Source organism: Thermogutta hypogea (assembly GCF_055386265.1).
Genome location: NZ_AP042425.1, coordinates 518,273 through 537,511 on the forward strand (window position 1 = coordinate 518,273; position 19,239 = coordinate 537,511).

Genomic DNA, 19,239 nt, shown 5'->3' on the forward strand with positions numbered 1-19,239 from the left:
GGTCTGGGGGGCGAACCGTCGCGGTGCGTGTCGGGCTGTCCGTGGGTATCATGTCGAGATCGATACCTCGACGCCTCCAAATGGGACCTTCCATCGGCGGTTTCGTCCGCTAATATGGGTTCATACGTGACCCGCCTTAACCAGGGGAGATCATTCCAATGCAGCCCACCTCGTTGAATCCTTTGCGGCGCCGAAAAACGCATCCGACGGCACGCTCTTTAGCGACGGCCGTGATCGTGGGCGTCACTATCTTGGCCGGCCCCGGTATCGGGAAAAAGACGGCGGCCCAATCGTTGCCGGACGGAGTCGTCAACGGGCAGTTTCGCGAAGGAGACTCGCAACCTCAGGGTTGGACGCTCAGCGGTGAGGGCGGCGCCTGGGTGGATGGCGACGTTCTGGAACTCAAGGGGAACGGGCAGTCGGCGGCATCCTGGACGACGCGGCAGCACATCATAAAACCGGGAGGGTTATACCGGCTGCAATTCTCGGCCCGGCGGCTGCAAGGCGGGGGTGGGTGCATCGTGTCGGGACCGGCGAACGTCAATCGCGACTATTACGACCTCGGCCCTCAGTGGCACACGTATGGCCACGTCTTTCGAGCCGGCGATTCCTCTTTCCCTGACGTTCCCTTGCGGTTGGGTTATTGGCAGGCGGCCGGGACCATCCAGTTCGATTGGGTCACGGTGACGCCGGTCGTGCCGATCTATCGAAGCACGGCCGTGGGACCGCTTGGAAACGACGAGGCCGTGCGCAACGGCAAGTACGTCTTCCAAACCCAATTCGGAGGACGGGGAACGAACCATCACCGCGTTTTGCTTCGCGCCACGGCGGGATTCAACACGCATCGCTGGACCTTCGGCAACGGCGAGGTGATCTATCGCTTTCAGTTGCCCGGACGAAAGTTTACCGGCGCGAAAATGCAATTCGAGGTCGGCTATCACCAGCGCGGGGCGATCGCGGCGGAATGCTCCACGGACGGTGATCGGTGGACGCGCGTGGCGTCTCTTTCCGGATTGGGTACTTCCGAAGGCGACGTTCCCGCCGCATTACTTCCCGCCGATGTCATCTACGTGCGACTCAGCTCGGAGGGGGAATCGGCCTCCGCGCAGGTGTACCAGGTCCGCTTCGAAGCCGATTTGGATCGGCCCACGGAGGACGCCGAGGGTGAAACTTGGTATGCCGTGTGGCGCGGCGAGGAGGACCGGCCCGCAGTCTTGGAATCGCTCGAGTGCCGAGCAACTCCGGCCGGATCGCGATCCTTGCAGGGGGTTTTGCGCGGCTCCGGCACTGTTCAAGGGAAAGTGAACGTTGCAGTTACCGTTACCGATCCCCAGGGGCGGACGACAGGCCCGACTCAGTCCCAAGCGGTTTTCGACACGGCCGGTCGCGCGGAATTCCACGCGCCTCTGATCTTGGGGTCGCCCGGCACGCACTTTGTCGAAGTCCGATTCTCGGACGGTGATCAAGTTTTGGGAGGGTTGGAGCTGGAAGTACCGGTCGCCGAGTTCGAGCGGACGGATTACGGCAGCATGGTTGCCGAGACGTCGTCGGCAAGTGTGTGGTGGTGCGAGGCGGGCTGGAAAGTGCCCCGCGAACGCCCCCTTCCGAATGCTTCCTCCGAGAAGTTCGTCGTAGTCCGAATGGAGGCAGCCAAAGGCGACCACGAGGCCGTTCAAGTCGTCTTGCGTCCGAAGCATGATTTGCAAAACGTCCGCGCGGAGATTTCCGATTTCCACGGACCGGACGGCGCCGTCATTCCGGCAAGTTGCGTGGATGTCTTGCGAGTGTATTACCACTTCGTGCATTCTCCGACGGACGCTACCGGTGTTCGCGGTTGGTGGCCCGATGCCTTGCCGCCTCTGCAATCGCCCATCGCGTTGACGGCCGGGCTGAACCAACCGCTGTGGATTCTGGTGCACGTTCCTCGTGACGCCGCCGCCGGCGAATATGGTGCTATGCTGCGGCTGACGGCCGAGGACTGGAAGCTTGACGTGCCGATCCGATTGCAGGTCTGGGATTTCGCCTTGCCCGAACGGAATCACATCGAAACGGCCTTCGGTTTCAGCCCGGGCACGGCTTTTCAATATCACAATGCCAAGACCGAGGAAGATCGGCGGCAAGTCTTGGACATGTACCTCCGCAGCTTTTCGGCGCACCGCATCTCCCCGTATGATCCCGTCCCGCTGGACGGTTACAGCGTGAGGTTCGAACCGGAGGCCGATCCACCGCGCGCGATCTTGGATTTCTCTCGATTCGATCCGGCCATGACCCGGGCCGTCGAAGAGTTCCGCTTCACGGGAATCCGATTGTCGATCCAGGGTATGGGCGGAGGGACGTTCCACGACCGCTACGAGCCGTCCATCGCGGGAATGGGCGAGGACTCTCCCAAGTACCAAGCCATGTTCGCCGATCAAGTGCGACAACTGGAGCAACATTTGCGGGAAAAAGGTTGGCTGGACATGGCCTACGTCTATTGGTTCGACGAGCCGGACCCCAAGGACTACGAGTTTGTGCGAAAAGGGATGGAGCGATTGAAGCAATACGCCCCAGGCCTCCGCCGCATGTTGACGGAGGAGCCGGTGAAGGAACTCTTCGGCGCCGTGGATATCTGGTGTCCCGTCACTCCGAATTACGATCACGACCGCGCGGAAAGTCGGCGGGCGGAGGGGGAGCATTTTTGGTGGTACGTATGCACCGGTCCCAAAGCTCCGTATTGCACGCTTTTCATCGACCATCCGGCCACCGAATTGCGGGTCTGGTTGTGGCAGACCTGGCAAAGGAAGATCGAGGGCGTGTTGGTCTGGTCGGCGAATTATTGGACCTCCTCGACGGCCTTTCCCGACGGGTATCAGGACCCCTATGAAGACCCCATGGGCTACGTCAGCGGTTATTCGACTCCCAAGGGCGTGAAACGTCATTGGGGAAACGGGGACGGGCGATTTATCTATCCGCCGCTTTCGGCACGAGTCCCCGGCCGCAACAACGGTCAACCGATCCTAGACCCGCCCGTCTCCAGCATTCGTTGGGAAATGCTCCGCGAGGGGATCGAGGATTATGAGATGCTGTACCTCTTGCGGGAACTGTTGCAGGCTCACGGGGACCGATTGCCTCCCGCGCGCCGCGGCGAGGTGCAATCTCTGCTGGAGGTGCCGCCGGATATTACTCGCGACATGACTACCTTCACGACCGATCCTCGCCCCATCCACGCGCGGCGCGCGGCGATTGCCAAGGCGATCGAGAGCCTCTCGGCGGCGGGCGCCGGTGCTCGTGCAACCGCTCCGTGAAACCGAGGCTTGCGGCGAGCGGCCGGCTTCTCACGTGCGGAGGTCGGCGGCATCGCGCAACTTTTTGCGGAGGCGGCACAGTTTGGCGCGAAGGGGGCCGGCCGGAAGGCCGAGTACGCGCGCGATTTCGGCGATCGTCATGCCTTCCAATTGGAGCTGGAACAGGCGCCGCTCTTCCGGCGTCAGTCTTTCCAGCAATCGGGCCAAGTAATCCTCGTTCTCGATTTCCCGAACGGCCGAATCGTGCTGGAGTCCGGCGACCTCGGCGAGTGCCGCTTCGGGAATGGAAGGCACGTTTTTTCGCCGTTGCCGTCGCCAATAAAGGGCGACCTTGCGCCGGATGACCGTGGCGGCGAGTGCTACCAATTGCTCGGGCGACTCAAACTGGAACCGACCCGCCCGCAACCCTGGTATCAGCATCCGCTTCATCGACTGCACCAGATCCAACGTATCGACCTGGGAACGGAGAAGCGGGCCGAGGGAAACCCGGGCGACGATCTCGAATTTCGGTTCGCAACGCTGGAGCAAGCAGGTGAGAGCGGCATCGCTCCCGGCCGCCGCGCGACGAACCAACTCTTGAAAGTCCATCTCCGCAAAGGACGGCGATTCGTCTTGCGGATGCGTTTCCCGATTCATGGCATGCTACGGTCGGCGCATCAGGCCGTATGGGAGGGCTGGTAACGGCGACAACCCGGCACGTGGTTCGGCCGGCGCGTCATCGCGGCGGGGACGGAACCATCGCCTACTTATTATAATGCGGGAATGCCTCGGCGGTGTCGGTCGCCGCCGGTACCGACCTTGCCCCGAGGGCGCCCCGCCGTCGTTCGGACGCCCGGATGCGAGCGTTCGCGGGTCAATCCCGTCTCGAAGTCGTGCTAACCGGGAATCGGTCCGCACATCGATCGGAGAGGAGAGGAACTTTCGCACATGTCGGACGATTCCCTGGTCCTTCGCGTTGAACATCTCTCGCTTTCCCTGGGGGGCCGAGCAATACTCCGCGACGTTTGTTTTGCCCTCCGCGAAGGCGAGTACGTATGCCTGGTCGGCGCGAACGGCTCGGGCAAGACGACATTGCTACGGTGTTTGATCGGCTACTATGCTTCGTATTCCGGCACCGTCCTGTGGTGGGGCCGTTCGGGACGGGCGTTTTCGCAAAAAGGCTTGGCGCGTCGGGTGGCCTACGTACCTCAGGGCGAGGGGCGATCGGCGCCCTTTACGGTCGCGGATTTCGTGATGATGTCCCGCTATCCCCATTGGAGTCCTTTCAGCGCCCCGGGTCCGGCGGATCGGCAAGCCGTCGCCCGAGCCTTGGAGATGACCGATGCGTCGCACCTGACGGCCCGCGTGGTCGGCAGTCTGAGCGGGGGAGAGCGGCAGCGGGTTTGCCTGGCCGCCGCCTTGGCCCAGGAGGCCGACGTTCTGCTGCTCGATGAACCGACGACGTTTCTCGACTATCGCCACCAAGAGGACCTCCGCCGCTTGCTCACGCGGTTCAATCGCGAATGCGGGGTGACGATCTTAGCCGTGACGCACGATTTGAACGCGGCCGTCCTATCGGGCAAACGGGTCATGGCCTTGCGCGACGGAACGTTGGCTTTTCAGGGCACGCCCCGCGAACTGATGCGCGGCGACGTGCTGGAAAGCATTTACGCCGCCAAGTTGGTGCTGACGCCGCATCCGTTTGCCGATCTGTCCATGGTGGTACCGTCCGCGCCCGAGGAGCAACCGTGAAGCGTGCCGACTTGCTCCTCGTTTGCGTCCTGCTCTTGGGAACCGCGGTCCTAATCACGGCACCGCTCCTCGGTCCCAAGTGGCTCTCCCCCACCTTGCTGTGGTCGGGATCCGAAAACCTCGACGCGCGCATCCTCCGCGAGATTCGCATTCCCCGCGTGTTGACGGCCTTTACGGCGGGGGCCGTTTTGGCGCTGGGAGGGATGGCATTCCAGGCCCTGTTTCGCAATCCCTTGGCCACGCCGTACACGTTGGGCATCGCAGGCGGGGCCTCGTTTGCGGCCGCCCTCGCCATCCAGCTCGGATGGAGTGCGTCCTGCCTAGGCGTCTCCAGTATCTCCTTCGCGGCCTTCGTCGGGGCCTGCGGCGTGATCCTATTGGTGTTCGGCCTGACCCGACTTCGCACCGATTTTTCCACCGAAACCCTGCTGCTGACCGGCGTCACACTAAGCTTCTTTTTTTCCAGCATGATCCTCACGCTCCAATACCTCAGCGATCCCACGCGAACGTTCCGCATGTTGCGTTGGATGATGGGCGGATTGGAGGGTACGGCCGGTTACCGCGACTGGCTGGCGATTCTGATACCCGCCTTGCCGGCCGTCGCGACCCTGGCCGCCATGCGCCACGAAATGAACCTGCTGACGCTGGGTGAGGAGTGGGCGATCGGGCGCGGAGTCGCGTTGGTTCGCACCAAGGCCCTCCTCCTGGGTCTCGTCGGCTGGATGGTTGCCTCGGTCGTCGCCGTATGCGGTCCGATCGGTTTCGTCGGTCTAATCGTGCCGCACATCTGCCGCTTGCTCGTCGGTCCCGACCATCGGCGGCTATTTCCCGTGACTCTGGCCTTCGGCGGAGCGTTCCTGGTGATCTGCGACGCGGCGGCGCGGACCGTCTTGGCTCCCACCGAGATTCCCGTGGGCATCGTAACGTCGCTGCTGGGCGGCCCGTTCTTTTTGTGGTTGCTGGTTCGAAGATCGCCGATTGCAAACGTGTCCTAAACCGGGCGACTGTCAGAAGGTGGTTGCCGGCCTGTCCTGACCACACAAGGTCACGGCGCAGTCGCCTTGCCGTATAGCTCCTTGAGCATCTGGACGGCCTGGGCCGTCAACAATTCGCCCGAACCCTCCGCGCAGCGGGCACTGATCGCTTCGTATTGGCCCTCGGCATAGGCGGAACGATGCGGCAAATAGCCCAGCGAACCGTTCGCCAATTCCACGACGAAGGTGTGCCGGAAGGGCGAAGCGGCCTTGATATTCAGCCCCAGCGTGACGAAGACCTCCCCCGGCAAGGCCACCCAGGCTAAGTCGTCGCCCAGACTAATGACTTGAACCTCGGCAGCCAAAGGTTCGCCGTTGCGGGCTGCCACGTCCAAGACTTTGTACGCGAAGACTTTGTCCAAGAACGCAGCCTTGTCGCCTTGGGCCGTGATTTCGCGGGCACGGTTCAAATCGTCCTCGCTGAATGGGGCCAAGGGGAGGGGAACGATTCGGCTTGTCGCTTGCAGCGGACCGCCGGAGATCGGACGCATCCGCATCAGGGCCTTGAGAACGTCGCCCGCCAGCACGGTACCGATGCGTCGCGCCTCGCCCGGTCCCTTTTGCGCCACCGGTGAGCGGACGTCGATGTGGTTGATGTCGCCGCACGCGCCATTGCCGAAGAGCGTCACGAAGTCGGCTCCTTTGATTTCGGCCAGCAGTCGGGAGAGCGCGCCCGAGTAGTCCGCGGAGATGAGCGTCCCGCCCGTGGTGTCCGCGTGCAGGGCGAAATTGACATACGCGGCGAGGGGACGTCGATCCGCGGTCTCGACGTACAAGACCAAGAGTTCCGGGTCGATCGGCCCTACGGGTCGGATGATCTTCGGATTCAGCTTGCCGGGGTTCCAGCCGACGGTCCCGTCGGTCATCCAGAAGCGACGATTGAAGGACACGTCGTATTCCTCGTAGCATGCCGCGAAGACTGCGGATGGCGTTCGCCCGCGGTATGCCGCGGCCACCGCCTGGGCGATTTTGCCGGGAAGCTCGGCTGCATAAGCGGCGGCAATGTCGGACGCCCCGCCGTCCACGGTATCGCGTTTGGAACCCCGCGGCAGGGACGGTCCGGTATGCGTGTGCGTCGCGGAAACCAGGACGGCTTCCGGCGGGATGGGCAGCTCGGCCGCGATCAGGCGGCGCGCTTCGTCCGTGATGGCTTGCGGAATACTAATCAGGTCGCAGGCTACGAACGCGACGGCCTTTTCCCCGTCGTCCAGCACGAGTGCCTTGGCAAAGAGGTCGTCCAGGACGCCCTCACTGCCCCGGGGAGAGTAATAGCCCGCCATGGGGATGCCGTTGGGCGGCGTAATGACCACTGCCGCCGCCCCGATTTGAATGGTCTTGGATGGTTCGGCGTTCGCTGCATGACATGCCAAGCCGAACACCGCGATCATGGCGACCACTAGGCGCTTTGCCGCAATGCGTACCGATTCCAGGTTCGTTCGCTTCTCCCGTCGCATGCTTTTCGCTCCCACCGACAGCGTCGGTCCTCGTCTGGAAAAACCCCCACGGTTTGCCGAGCCGAACCGGGCACGGGTCGGCCCTCCTTATCTCGCCGTAAGGGTCGCACAAAGGACCGGCCGGGTCAAGCGATTTCTAAATTGCGAGCAATAGAAATAGAAATGCCCGCACCGGCCGGTGGCGGTCGCGAGTGCGCGCGTGAGCTAGGTAGATACGCGGCACGTGAGCCGCCGTCGTAAGCAAGCGATGAGATCCCCGCAAACAGGTACAACAGGCGGCTTCGCTACGTTTCGCCGCAAGGCCCGTTGTCGGCGCTACCGCGACCTTAAAGCGGTGCGGCCGTGAAGCGGTTCCCGGTTTGTGCCCGAAGTCGAACGCCCACGACGGGAGACCGGACGAGCGGCGATGTTGCGGACGTCGTCCGCCTGCTGGAAGGAACGAAAGAGTCTTTGGCGAACCCGCGCCGGCTACGCGGAAGGACGACGGTAGTGCTGATACGCCAACAAGACCTCGTAGAGATCCGTGGAGATGGTGATTTCCTCGTCCTGGAAATCGGAGAGCCAAGTCCGCTCCGATCGCACGGCATCCACCAAAAGAGGGAGGACCTCCCTCAGCGGTACGCTGACCACAGTGGTTACATTGACCGGCTGGGCGGTCTCTTGGTCTTCGGCGGGACCGTAATAGACGCGGAGATGCGACGGCATCATGCTGGCGTTTGCTCCTTCCTTGGAACCACCGACTTCCGCCCTTGCTCAAGGCTCCGGCAGCCGCACCGGCCGGCGCAGGCGGAAATCGCTTGACGCACCCTTCGCGCGTCATGTATCGACGGTAGGGTCTCTTGAACTTGAACGTTTTTTTCCCAGGGCACCGGTCGCAACGCTTCGTTAGACAATGCGGGAAATTTGGGACAGAAGGGTAAACTTCCTGCCGCCTGCCGCGGGTCGCGGAGAGTACCAGCGCCTGAACGTCTCCGAATCCCTTGGGAACCCCGACCGGCATGGATCGGCGCTGCCGGGGCCGGCCAAGAGGCGAAAGGGCACCGCCCTTGACGCTGGTCGGCATGTGATACCGTCGGGAAAGACGAACCGATATCTCGCTTTCGCCCTTTTCCGGAAAGCCCCGGCTTGCGTATGATGGGTGATACGCCGCGCGGCGCGGTCGGATTTGCAAGTTCGCGGACGTTTTGTTCCGCGAACTTTTTAGATTGCGTTTCGAAGCGAACCCGCCCGCTTCCGTCGGCCTCTGGTTATTGAGCTGGGCCGCTCCACACCCATTGCCCATCCTCGGTCCGGTTTTTGCGCCTCGGTTCCCGTATGATCTCCCCAGCGTCCAAGCCAGCCCAGACATCCGCTACCGCGTCCTCTTTTCCCGGCGAGCGGACGGCGCATAACGCGGAGACGACGTTTCCCAAAGACGGAGACGACGTTGTAACGCCCTCCTTTTCGGAAGCGTCGCGGGCGGCGACGGGCGGCGGAGCCGCGACGGATCGTGTTTACGATTTCTCGTTCTGGTGCGCGTACGCCTCGAATACGTTGGTCTCGATCGCCGCCACGCTGCTCTGCCGTTATGCCGACTTTGTGAGCTTTTTGGGCGGGGATGAATTTCACCTCGGCTGGATCGTCGGCGTGGGAATGGTCGGCAGCCTGGTAGCCAGGTTCGCGGTGGGCCGCGGCATCGACCGCTACGGGGCCAAGACGGTTTGGGTGATTGCCACCTACGGCACCATCGCGGCCTGTCTCGTCCACCTGTGGATTACCGACTATCGGTCGCCCTGGATCTATGCAGCCCGGGTGACCTACGTGTTGATGCTGGCGACCGTCTATAGCTCATCCTTGACTCTCATGTCGGCCAGGGCGCCTCGCGGGCGTTTGGCGGAGGTGATCGGGATCTTCGGTTCCGCCGGATTCGCCGGCGTGATCCTGGGCGCTCCGCTGGCGGATTGGCTGTTTTCCGGCGCCGTGCCGACGCGACAACTGATGGACGAAATGTTCCTCATCGCCGCGGGGCTTTGCGCCCTGTCGCTCCCGCTCACCTGGGTCGTTCCAGCCGGAAATGAATCGCAGACGGCGACTTCCTCTGCCGAGGCTGCGCACCGCGGACGCCGCCGAAAGGCGAGGGCGGAGCCGATCCTTGCGACGCTGCGGCGATACTCACCGGGACCGCTAATCGCGATCGGCATCGTGGCCGGGGCGGCTCTCAACATCCCGCAGACGTTTTTGCCGCGATACGTGGCGGGCTTCGAGCAGAACGTCATCAGCTCGTTTTTCGTGGTCTATGCTCTCACGGCCATTGTCGTCCGGGCGGTGTTGCTCCGAAGCCTCCAGCGTATCGGACTGGAGCGGATCATCATCGGCGGAATGGGATTATTGACCCTCGCCTTTCTCTTGTTCCTGCCGGTCGGCGGGCCGGTCGGGCTGCTTTTGCCCGGGTTCGTGTTCGGTCTGGGGCATGCGATTCTCTTTCCGGCTATCGTGGGCTTGGGAAGCGGCGCTTTTCCCAAACGCCATCGGGGGTTGGCCACCACCTTGATGTTGGCCGTCTTGGATACGGGCCTATTCCTGGGAGCACCGATCGTGGGCGCCCTATTGCGAGCAGCGGAGCATTGGGCGCTGCCGCGCTATCCCACGATGTTTTTCAGCATCGCGGTCGTGCTGTTCGCCGCCGGCGGGCTGTATGCGCGATTCTACCGGCGGAGAAAACGTCGCCGGCAAAGCTGCCTAGCCATGACTGCGGCGGTACCGGTACCCGTCCGACCTTTACCGCTTACCCAACCATCTGCGTCGGTCGCAGCCGGATCGTTTGGTCTAGAACCGGCGAAGATCGACTGCGTTTCGACCGACGCTCCGCCGGCGGAGCCCGTCGGGCTGCCGGGTTAGAAAGTGCTTGGGAATCGCGGTGGGGGGCTACGGCCGCGATTTCACCGCGATTGCACCTGGACGGCCCTCCACGTTCGGGGCGGGCGGCGCGATGGTCGGCTACTGCACCACGAAATTGACCATCCGTTTCGGTACCACCACGGCTTTCACCACGCGCTTGCCTTCCAGCAGGGCGGCGACTTTGGGATCGGCTTTCGCCGCTTCTTCCATCGCCTTGGCATCGGCTTCGGCCGGAACCACGATGCGGCTTCGCAGCTTCCCGTTGATTTGGACGGGGATTTCAATCTCGGCTTCCTTGAGCAATTCGGGATCGAATTGCGGCCAGGGATGGTAGGCTAAACTCTCTTTGCGGCCTAGGATTTGCCACAATTCCTCCGCCACATGCGGGGCAAAGGGGGAAAGCAGCAAAACGAAGGTTTCCATCGCGCTGCGCGGGCGAGTCTCTTGTTTCAAAAAGAAGTTCACGCATTCCATGAGCCGCGCGATGGCCGTATTGAAGGCCATGCACGCTACGTCCCGAGTGACTTCGCGAATCGTGCGATGGAGGATCCGGGCTTGCTCCGCGGTCGGTTTCGAATCCCGGACGGCGGGATTGGGTTGCAAGGCCTCGGCACGCTCGTCCACGATCATGCGCCAAACACGCTCCAGGAATCCTCGCACCCCGTGAACGCCGTCCATGCTCCACGGCTTGGTGGACTCCAGCGGTCCCATAAACATTTCGTAAAGCCGCAGCGAGTCGGCCCCGTATTCGCGTACGATGTCGTCCGGGTTGACCACGTTGCCGCGACTCTTGGACATCTTGTAGGCGCGGGCATCGACCCGGACCGTCGGGCATTCCTTGAGCACGAAGACATCGCCCCGCTTCTCGACTTGATCCGGCTGGAGCTTGACGGCCTTCAGCGGCACCCCGGAGACCTTGTGCGCAAAGCGGGATTCGCCCATCTCCGCGACGTCGCCCTCGTCGATCCAGCGGCCGTCGGGGTCCTGGAACGCCGCATACTCCATTTCACCCAGGATCATGCCCTGGTTGACCAGCTTTTGGAACGGCTCGGGGGTACTGACATAACCGCGATCGTAGAGGACCTTATGCCAAAAGCGGGCATAGAGGAGGTGCAAGACGGCGTGTTCCGCCCCGCCGACGTACAAGTCCACCGGCATCCAGGCCTTTTCCAGCTCGGGATCGACCAGGGCTTGATCGTTGCGGGGGTCGATGAAACGGAGATAGTACCAGCACGAGCCCGCCCATTGCGGCATGGTGTTGGTTTCGCGTTTATAACGTCGGCCGTCGAGCGAAACGTAGAGCCATTCCGGCGGGGCTTTCTCCAGCGGCGGCTCCGGCGAATCGTGCTTGGCGTCGAAGGCCATGTCGGCGGGCAAATCCACGGGAAGGTCTTGCGGCCGTAGGGCTCGGACTACTCCGGTGGGATTTCCGCTCGCGTCCAGCTCGTGCAGCAGCGGGAATGGTTCACCCCAGAAGTGCTGCCGGCTGAAGACCCAATCGCGGAGCTTGTAGTTGACGGCCTCACGGCCGATTCCCTCGGCGGCCAGGTCTTGCGTAATCCGCTTTTTGAACTCGGCGGTGGGAGTGCCGTCGTAGTCGCCGGAGTTGACGGCCGTGCCCTCGGCGATGAAGGCTGTTTTCCCCGCCAAAACATCGTCGCGGGAGACGTCCCCCCGCTCGCCGGGATCGACCACCGGTATGATCGGCAGGCCGAATTGTCGGGCGAACTCGAAGTCGCGGGTGTCGTGAGCCGGCACCGCCATGATCGCCCCGGTTCCGTAGCTGATCAGCACATAATCCGCGATCCAAATCGGAATCGCTTTCCCGTTCACCGGATTGATCGCATAAGACCCCGTGAAGACGCCGGTCTTCTCCTTGGAAAGCTCCGTCCGATCGAGGTCGCTCTTCCGCGCGGCTTGTTCGCGGTACTCCCGAACGGCATCGGCATATTCGGGCAGGGTGAGCCGATCGACGAAGGGGTGTTCGGGCGCAAGTACCATGTAGGTGGCGCCGAAGAGGGTGTCCGGCCGGGTGGTATAGATGCGGAGGCACGATTCATCTGGCTTGCGGGGAAAGCCGGCCAACTGCCGATCCCGCCGCCAGCCCGCGTATTCTTTCTCGGAAGGCATCCCCGGTTTTGCCCAAAAGGTACCCACGAAGAAATCGACCTCCGCGCCCACGCTGCGGCCGATCCAATTGCGCTGCAAGAGTTTGATGCTTTCCGGCCAATCGAGCAGATCGAGGTCCCTCTCCAGGCGGTCGGCATAGGCGGTAATGCGGAGCATCCATTGGCGGAGCGGCAGTCGAACGACGGGATGCCCGCCGCGCTCGCTGACTCCTCCGACGACTTCTTCGTTGGCCAAGACCGTACCCAAGGCGGGACACCAGTTGACGGGGACCTCGGACTGATATGCGAGGCGATGCTCATCCCGGTAGCGTGCCACGGCAAGCGGTCCTTCTGCGGCGACTTCCGGCGGAATGGGGAGCTCCGCGATCGGGCGGCCTTTCCCGGCGACCGGGTCGTACCAGGTATCGTAAATCACGAGGAAGATGAATTGCGTCCAGCGGAAGTATTCGACATCGGTGGTCGCGAATTCACGGTCCCAGTCGTAGCTGAAACCGATCATCTTGAGCTGGCGGCGGAAGTTGGCGATGTTCCTTTCCGTCGTCACCCGCGGGTGCGTGCCCGTGCGCTTGGCATGCTGCTCCGCCGGCAATCCGAAGGCGTCCCAGCCCATCGGATGGAGCACGCTGCGGCCGTTCATACGGTAAAAACGGCACATGATGTCGGTCGCCGTGTAACCTTCCGGATGACCTACGTGCAAGCCGTCGCCGCTGGGATAGGGAAACATGTCCAAGACGTACATTTTGGGCCCGGCCGGTAAACGCGGCGTCGCGAACGTCTTGTGCTTCTCCCAATAATGCTGCCATTTCGGTTCGATTTCGGCCGGATTGTAGCGCGGCATGTCGGTCTTTCCTCGCAAGAATTCTTCCGTTGACGGTCTTCCAAGGGTCGCGGAGTTGTCTTCCCGCACGCGTGCCACGACGTGCCCCGCGATGCCGACAGGTGAAGCATTTCCAAGCAGTCTCGAACGGGCGACTGCCGTCGGCACAAAAAAATGATTCTACCCCGCAATGGGGAAACCGGCCAAGGGCGCGGAGCCGCGGCACGACATGCCAGGGCCGGTCGGTCGATTCTCCTCCCACAGACCGGCAAAAAGAACCGCCGGCACATGGCCGGCGGCTGGAGGAAGTGGGATTGCCTGAATAGGGAAGCACGGCACCCAGTTTAACGCCGTGCATCCGAAAAAACTCTTGGCAGCGCAGCGCGTCAACGGAGCAGACGGCTTCTCCGGTTGCTCACGCCTCACCGCCGAGCTGCCGCTTGGCCAGCTCTCGGTCCATGATCAACAGTCCGGAGGGGCTTCCCGCCATGGCCTTCAATTGATGCACCAAGCTGTCGACGGAGGCTTCTTCCTCGACTTGCTCGGTGACGAACCAATGCAGTAGGACCTCGGTCGCGGGGTCATTTTCGTCCCGTGCCAATTTCACCAGGTCGTGGATACGCTTGGTGATGTACTGCTCGTGCTTGAGTGCATCCTCGAAGACAGTCAAGGCGTCCGGCCAGTCGCCCTTGGGCTTTTCAATATTCTTCAGCTCCACGGTCCCGCGCCGCTGCAGGATATAATCGAAGATTTTCAGCGCGTGCGCATTCTCCTCTTGCACCTGAATGCGGAACCAGTGCGCGAATCCCGGCAGATTCATGTCTGAACAGCGGGCCGCCATCGCCAAATAGAGGTAGGCGGACGAGTGCTCGGCCTGCAACTGATCGTTCAACGCCTGCAACATTTTCGAACTTAGCATTTTCCAACTCCCCGCGGCGGTCGACCGCCGCACATGTTTTCCGTTCGGATCGAACCCGTTGCGTTTATGGCAAGTCCGACTTCTTTCGGACGCAATTTCCACATTGAAGGTGGGGCCGATACGGCACCCGTTCGTCGAAAGGGACGTCTCTTCATTTTTGCGTGGCCCTCCGAAGAGACAAGACCCACTCCGCCCCGGCTGAGGCACGGTTAGCGTCCGTCGTGGGAGCATGTCGGATTGCCGGTTTTGCAACTTGCACACCGAAAAAGTGTTCGAAGTATGCGAACCCGGTCGGCGGGCGGGGAACTCGTCGGCCCGGTTCGCATCAAGGGCATGTCTTTAAAAAAGCCCCCCGCCGTGCAGGGGGCCAAAGCAACGGCCCCCGAAAATTCCTCGGGGGCCGAGAGGGACACATTGAGCGGCCGGCAATCCCGGGCCGTCCAAGCACTCCGGGTGGGAGTGCCCGATCGCGCGTCATCACGTCTTCACCGCGATGCGCTTCGCTTGGGCGGACTCGTCCTTCGGCACGGTGATCCGCAGCACGCCGTCCTTGTATTCGGCCTGAATTTGGTCGGCCTTCACCGCCGTGGGCAGACTCACCGCCCGTTGGAACCGCCCGTATTGACGTTCCACGCGGTGATAAGTCTTCCCTTTCTCCTCGTGCTCGTGCCTGCGTTCACCGGAGATCCAGAGTTGGCCATCCTTGAGTTCGACGGCGAATTCTTCCGGCTTCATGCCGGGGAGATCCACGCTAATCTCGTACGCCTGGTCGGTCTCGGCCAGATTGATGCGAGGCGCGAACCAGGGGGTCAATTCGTTGCCGTCCTGAGTTCCGAAGAACTCGTCCATCAAGTCGTTCATCTCTTTGCGGAGAGACTCGAACATGCGCACCGGATTGCCGGTCCAAGGAACCAAGGTACGTGCCATCTTCACACCTCCTTTCCACCACCACCTTCTATGACCCGCTTATCTTCAGCCCCACCCGCCGAACCCGAGCGGCTCCTTCAGCGGTAGGCTAGCCAACCGCGATGGACGCGATTCAACCGCCCGCTGCCGAAGCCCACTCGCGGCACAGCTTGGATGGGGATCCCGATTGCCGCTGGGCCGCTCATCGCAGCCACCTCGTAGATTTGCAAACAGCGTTCCATTGGCCGTGGGTCGGCCCAGCCGTCTCGATCGTTCGCAGGTGCTTTGAACGCAAATAATTGATTTACAAGTATTTGCGAAATCAAAACAGAATTGCGCATGGGGCCCCTGAGGGGTGCTTGCGAGGGGCGCGAGGCGGCCGAGAAGCACCATTTTCCTGCCAAAATGGCACTATGAGAAGTATGTGGAGTCATAGTGACTGCGCACTTTAGACTCAGCTTAGCCCCGGACGCAGTCCGCCGGTCAAACGGAAGCCGATCAAACTGAGATTGCCGCCCCTCATCATCCCTTCGTTGGCAACGGTTACAATCCATCCATCGCGGCATCGAAAGGCGCCGGCCCGAGCAAACTTGCGAAATCCGCCGGTCGGCGCCTAGAATGATCGATTCGCCTATCTTTTGGAGACGGTAGCTTAGCATGGCGTCGGAAAGAGCGAAGGGCGTGGCGGTGCTCGGTTCGACGGGCAGCATCGGCCGCAGCGCCTTGGAGGTCATTGCCGCCTCTCAAGGAAGCCTGCGTGCCGCGGTTCTCGTTGCGCGCCGTCAGACTTCTCTACTGTGGCGGCAGGCTCGGCAATTTCGGCCCGATTACGCCGTCGTAACCGATTCCGAGGCGGCGAACGCTCAAGATTGGTCGGGGCTGCCCGAGAATACCCGGCTTTTGGTGGGTGCGGAAAGCATCCGCCAGGCCATCGCCTCGGATCGCGTGGATATCGTCCTTTCGGCATTCGTGGGTGCCGTGGGGCTGCAAGGGACCATGATCGCCATTCAAGAGGGCAAACCCGTCGCCCTAGCGAATAAGGAAAGCATGGTCGTGGCTGGTCCCATCATCACTCGCTTGGCGCGCGAACGCGGGGTGCCCATCCTGCCGGTGGACAGCGAACACTCGGCGATTTTCCAGTGCCTTCAAGCCGGGCGGCGGGAAGAAGTGCGCCGCATCGTGCTGACCGCCAGCGGCGGGCCTTTCCGCAAACGGAACGCGGCGGACTTAGCGAATGTAACGGTGGAAGAGGCTTTAGCGCATCCCACTTGGAACATGGGACGCAAAATCACCATCGACTCCGCCACTTTGATGAACAAGGCTTTGGAGATCATCGAGGCGCGATGGTTGTTCGATGTCGAGGCGGGTCGTATCGGCGTGCTGATTCATCCGCAATCCATCGTGCATTCGATGGTAGAATTTAACGACGGGTCGGTGATCGCGCAACTCAGCCCGCCCGACATGCGGCTCCCCATTCAATACGCCTTGTATTGGCCGGAGCGTCGCGGCGGCGTCGCACGCAAGTTTGACTGGGCGCAAGGGCTGACCTTGCAATTCGAGCCTCCCGATTTTGAGAGGTTCGGGGCACTGAAGCTCGGCTTGGAGGCGGCCGAAGCGGGGGGAACGGCCGGTACGGTTCTCAATGCCGCCAATGAGTCCGCCGTGGACGCGTTTTTGAATGGTCGGCTGCGGTTCGATCAAATCGTTCCTGTTTGCCGCCGCGTCGTCGATCGTCACCCCTTTCATCCCGAACCCTCCTTGGAACGAATACTCGAACTGGACGCCTGGGCTCGTGAGGAGATAAACCGTTGGATTTCGGCCTGATTGTCACCGCGGTAAGTTTGGCCTCCGTGCAATATGTTCTCATGGTGGTGGTCGGTCTGGGGCTGATCATCTTCGTGCACGAGTTAGGGCATTTCCTAGTTGCCAAATTGTGCGGCGTTCGCTGCGATAAGTTCTACTTGGGCTTCGATTTTTTCGGTCTGAGACTGCTGCGATTCCGTTGGGGAGAAACCGAATACGGCATCGGGATCGTTCCCTTGGGCGGCTACGTCAAGATGCTGGGGCAGGAAGACAACCCCGCTCGATTGCGTGAGGAGCTGGAACGGGCCAAGTCCGGACGTAATCGGCCGGAGCAGCCCAAAGAAAACCCGGAGGGTGATGCAACTCAAGCCGATCCGACCCGTATCGCCAACGAAAGCTCTCCGAATATCGCCAAGGACGGTTCCCCGAATATCGAGGCGATCCGCGAGGCACTTTACGATCCCCGCAGTTACTTGGCCAAGAGCGTGCCGCAACGGATGGCGATCATCTCGGCCGGCGTGATCATGAATTTGATCTTCGCCTTCCTGGCGGCGGTCACCGCCTACTTGATCGGCGTTCAAGAGACGCCGTGCGGCGTGGGCGATTTGGCCCCCGGCGAGGGCGCGTGGCGTGCGGGGCTTTTGCCGGGCGATCGAATCCTGGCCATCAACGGGAACCCCGCGGTCCGCTTTCAAGACCTGCAATATGCCGTATCCTTGACCCGCCGCGAGCAACCGGTGGAAATGCGGATTGAGCGGCCCGGCGTCGGCGAGCTGAATGTGGTGATCATGCCGGACCGGATTCGCATCGTGCCCACGATCGGCGTGACCAATCCGCTCTTGCCCGTCCTCAACGACGGTCTGCCGTACTTCCCCGCATCTTCGGCCGCCGAATCCGAGCCCCCGTTGACGGCGGGGGATCGCATCATCGCCGTGGCGGGCAAGCCCGTGGAGGACTACGCCGACATCCATCGCGAGTTGACGTTACGCTGGGATCAGCCGGTCCTTCTGACCGTGCGGCGATCGTCGGGCAAGCCCGGCGGACAGGACGTCGTGCTGGACGCGAACGTGCCCGCCCAGCCGGTGCGAGACATCGGAATCCGGCCGCTTTGGGGAAAGATCTTGGCGGTACGCGCCGGCTCTCCCGCGGAGGAGGCGGGCATCCAGCCCGGCGACTCCCTGCTCGATATCGTGCTGCCCGATGGAGAAACCTGGGACCGTGACATCCTGAGGCTTCCGGATCGGCTCCAGCGAATCGCCCCGGCGGACGGCTCCGTCGAGATTGCGTTGGTCCTCGGGCGCAATGCGGGCGGCAATGAAGATGGCAACGCACCTCCTAGCCGGGCGACCGGTGCGGACGAAAGTCGCAGGACCGTAACCCTGCAACTCCGCAAAGCGACCCATTACGCGGACCTCTACACGCCGGACAGCGGGCTGGAGATACCGCAACTCGGGATGGTGCTTGCACTTCTGCCCAAGGTTGGGGAATTGGAGCCGGATTCTCCGGCGCAAAAGGCCGGAATCCGTCCCGGCGATGAGCTCCTCGCCGTCCGCATGATCCCGCCGAAGCAACTCCCCAACCTCCCCGGGATGGACCAACTGCAAATCCGCGAGACGACTCTGCGGTTCGACGCCGAGTCCGGCGAAACGAAAGCGAGCTATGCCTTTTTTTGGCGAGAGCTTCAGCGTGTCTTGCCGGGCACGCTGGTGGACGTGACGGTAAAACGCGAAGGATCGGCAGTGCCGACGGTGATTCGCGGGCTGGAACCCCAAACCGCATCGGTTTCGTCGTGGACGTTTCCTGACCGCGGACTGCTATTTCAAGCCCAGACGACGGACCTCCGCGCGGATGGGTTCATCCAGGCCTTGGGCTGGGGCGCGGCCGAGACCGGAGCGGCGGTCACGATCATTTACCGGATGCTCAATCGCATGGGCCGCGGCGACGTCTCGCCCAAAGCCTTGGTAGGACCGATCGGCCTGGTAGGCGCGGCGTATCGGATCGCCTCGCAGGGTTGGGGAAGATTCCTCCTGTTTTTGGCTTTATTGAGCGCCAATTTGGCCGTCATCAACTTCCTGCCCATTCCCGTGTTGGACGGCGGTCACATGGTCTTTCTGCTCTACGAAGGGATTCGCGGTAAGCCGCCCCACGAGGGCGTATTCGTGGCCCTGTCGTACCTGGGTTTGGCGATTCTGCTGTTCCTCATGCTGTGGGTCTTCGGCTTGGACTTGGGGCTGATCGCCCGCTGAGGCTCGCCTGCCGCATGGGACATGGCGACGTCCTCGACC

Annotated in this window: 12 protein-coding genes; 6 read left to right on the plus strand and 6 right to left on the minus strand. The window is 62.2% G+C overall.

Annotated features, from left to right (window positions below):
• Positions 1-158: 158 nt before the first annotated feature.
• On the plus strand, positions 159-3,284 hold the full coding sequence (locus ACZ5B4_RS01720; RefSeq protein ID WP_464912714.1) for a DUF4091 domain-containing protein: 3,126 nt from the start codon (positions 159-161) through the stop codon (positions 3,282-3,284).
• 30 nt (positions 3,285-3,314) lie between these two features.
• On the opposite strand, the gene ACZ5B4_RS01725 is transcribed toward ACZ5B4_RS01720, so the two are convergent.
• Positions 3,315-3,920: an RNA polymerase sigma factor gene (locus ACZ5B4_RS01725; RefSeq protein ID WP_464912715.1), complete on the minus strand. Its 606-nt coding sequence runs from the start codon at positions 3,918-3,920 to the stop codon at positions 3,315-3,317.
• 291 nt (positions 3,921-4,211) lie between these two features.
• Between ACZ5B4_RS01725 and ACZ5B4_RS01730 the strand changes: the two genes are divergently transcribed.
• Together ACZ5B4_RS01730 and ACZ5B4_RS01735 are read left to right on the plus strand one after the other, a co-directional pair.
• Positions 4,212-5,015, plus strand: a complete 804-nt coding sequence (locus ACZ5B4_RS01730) for an ABC transporter ATP-binding protein (protein WP_464912716.1) — start codon at positions 4,212-4,214, stop codon at positions 5,013-5,015.
• Complete coding sequence (locus ACZ5B4_RS01735) at positions 5,012-6,010, plus strand: FecCD family ABC transporter permease (protein ID WP_464912717.1); 999 nt, start codon at positions 5,012-5,014, stop codon at positions 6,008-6,010. Before ACZ5B4_RS01730 ends, ACZ5B4_RS01735 begins: the two co-directional genes overlap by 4 nt.
• Before the next feature lie 50 nt (positions 6,011-6,060).
• On the opposite strand, the gene ACZ5B4_RS01740 is transcribed toward ACZ5B4_RS01735, so the two are convergent.
• Both ACZ5B4_RS01740 and ACZ5B4_RS01745 read right to left on the minus strand, forming a co-directional pair.
• On the minus strand, positions 6,061-7,503 hold the full coding sequence (locus ACZ5B4_RS01740; RefSeq protein ID WP_464912718.1) for a neutral/alkaline non-lysosomal ceramidase N-terminal domain-containing protein: 1,443 nt from the start codon (positions 7,501-7,503) through the stop codon (positions 6,061-6,063).
• Positions 7,504-7,971: 468 nt separating this feature from the next.
• Positions 7,972-8,211, minus strand: coding sequence for a hypothetical protein (locus tag ACZ5B4_RS01745; RefSeq protein ID WP_464912719.1), 240 nt, complete (start codon positions 8,209-8,211; stop codon positions 7,972-7,974).
• 606 nt (positions 8,212-8,817) lie between these two features.
• Here ACZ5B4_RS01745 and ACZ5B4_RS01750 point away from each other — a divergent pair.
• Positions 8,818-10,380 carry an MFS transporter gene (locus ACZ5B4_RS01750; RefSeq protein WP_464912720.1) on the plus strand — a complete coding sequence of 521 codons (1,563 nt, stop codon included), beginning with the start codon at positions 8,818-8,820 and terminating at the stop codon, positions 10,378-10,380.
• Positions 10,381-10,479: 99 nt separating this feature from the next.
• On the opposite strand, the gene leuS is transcribed toward ACZ5B4_RS01750, so the two are convergent.
• The 3 genes from leuS to ACZ5B4_RS01765 form a co-directional block, all read right to left on the minus strand.
• Complete coding sequence (leuS, locus tag ACZ5B4_RS01755) at positions 10,480-13,347, minus strand: leucine--tRNA ligase (RefSeq protein ID WP_464912721.1); 2,868 nt, start codon at positions 13,345-13,347, stop codon at positions 10,480-10,482.
• Positions 13,348-13,741: 394 nt separating this feature from the next.
• Positions 13,742-14,245 (minus strand): ferritin, encoded by a 504-nt coding sequence (locus tag ACZ5B4_RS01760; RefSeq protein ID WP_464912722.1) that lies wholly within the window; start codon positions 14,243-14,245, stop codon positions 13,742-13,744.
• Positions 14,246-14,722: 477 nt separating this feature from the next.
• A complete protein-coding gene (locus ACZ5B4_RS01765) occupies positions 14,723-15,172 on the minus strand; it encodes an Hsp20/alpha crystallin family protein (RefSeq protein ID WP_464912723.1) in 450 nt (149 codons plus the stop codon).
• Between the two features lie 636 nt (positions 15,173-15,808).
• Here ACZ5B4_RS01765 and dxr point away from each other — a divergent pair.
• Together dxr and ACZ5B4_RS01775 are read left to right on the plus strand one after the other, a co-directional pair.
• A complete protein-coding gene (gene dxr, locus ACZ5B4_RS01770) occupies positions 15,809-16,975 on the plus strand; it encodes a 1-deoxy-D-xylulose-5-phosphate reductoisomerase (RefSeq protein WP_464912724.1) in 1,167 nt (388 codons plus the stop codon).
• On the plus strand, positions 16,960-19,200 hold the full coding sequence (locus tag ACZ5B4_RS01775) for a site-2 protease family protein (protein WP_464912725.1): 2,241 nt from the start codon (positions 16,960-16,962) through the stop codon (positions 19,198-19,200). Before dxr ends, ACZ5B4_RS01775 begins: the two co-directional genes overlap by 16 nt.
• Positions 19,201-19,239: the final 39 nt, after the last annotated feature.

Bases quoted from the DNA above. Each gene is read 5' to 3' on its own strand.
- ACZ5B4_RS01720 (WP_464912714.1), top strand. From the start codon at position 159: ATGCAGCCCACCTCGTTGAATCCTTTGCGGCGCCGAAAAACGCATCCG.
- ACZ5B4_RS01725 (WP_464912715.1), bottom strand. From the start codon at position 3,920: ATGAATCGGGAAACGCATCCGCAAGACGAATCGCCGTCCTTTGCGGAG.
- ACZ5B4_RS01730 (WP_464912716.1), top strand. From the start codon at position 4,212: ATGTCGGACGATTCCCTGGTCCTTCGCGTTGAACATCTCTCGCTTTCC.
- ACZ5B4_RS01740 (WP_464912718.1), bottom strand. From the start codon at position 7,503: ATGCGACGGGAGAAGCGAACGAACCTGGAATCGGTACGCATTGCGGCA.
- ACZ5B4_RS01745 (WP_464912719.1), bottom strand. From the start codon at position 8,211: ATGATGCCGTCGCATCTCCGCGTCTATTACGGTCCCGCCGAAGACCAA.
- ACZ5B4_RS01750 (WP_464912720.1), top strand. From the start codon at position 8,818: ATGATCTCCCCAGCGTCCAAGCCAGCCCAGACATCCGCTACCGCGTCC.
- leuS (WP_464912721.1), bottom strand. From the start codon at position 13,347: ATGCCGCGCTACAATCCGGCCGAAATCGAACCGAAATGGCAGCATTAT.
- ACZ5B4_RS01760 (WP_464912722.1), bottom strand. From the start codon at position 14,245: ATGCTAAGTTCGAAAATGTTGCAGGCGTTGAACGATCAGTTGCAGGCC.
- ACZ5B4_RS01765 (WP_464912723.1), bottom strand. From the start codon at position 15,172: ATGGCACGTACCTTGGTTCCTTGGACCGGCAATCCGGTGCGCATGTTC.
- dxr (WP_464912724.1), top strand. From the start codon at position 15,809: ATGGCGTCGGAAAGAGCGAAGGGCGTGGCGGTGCTCGGTTCGACGGGC.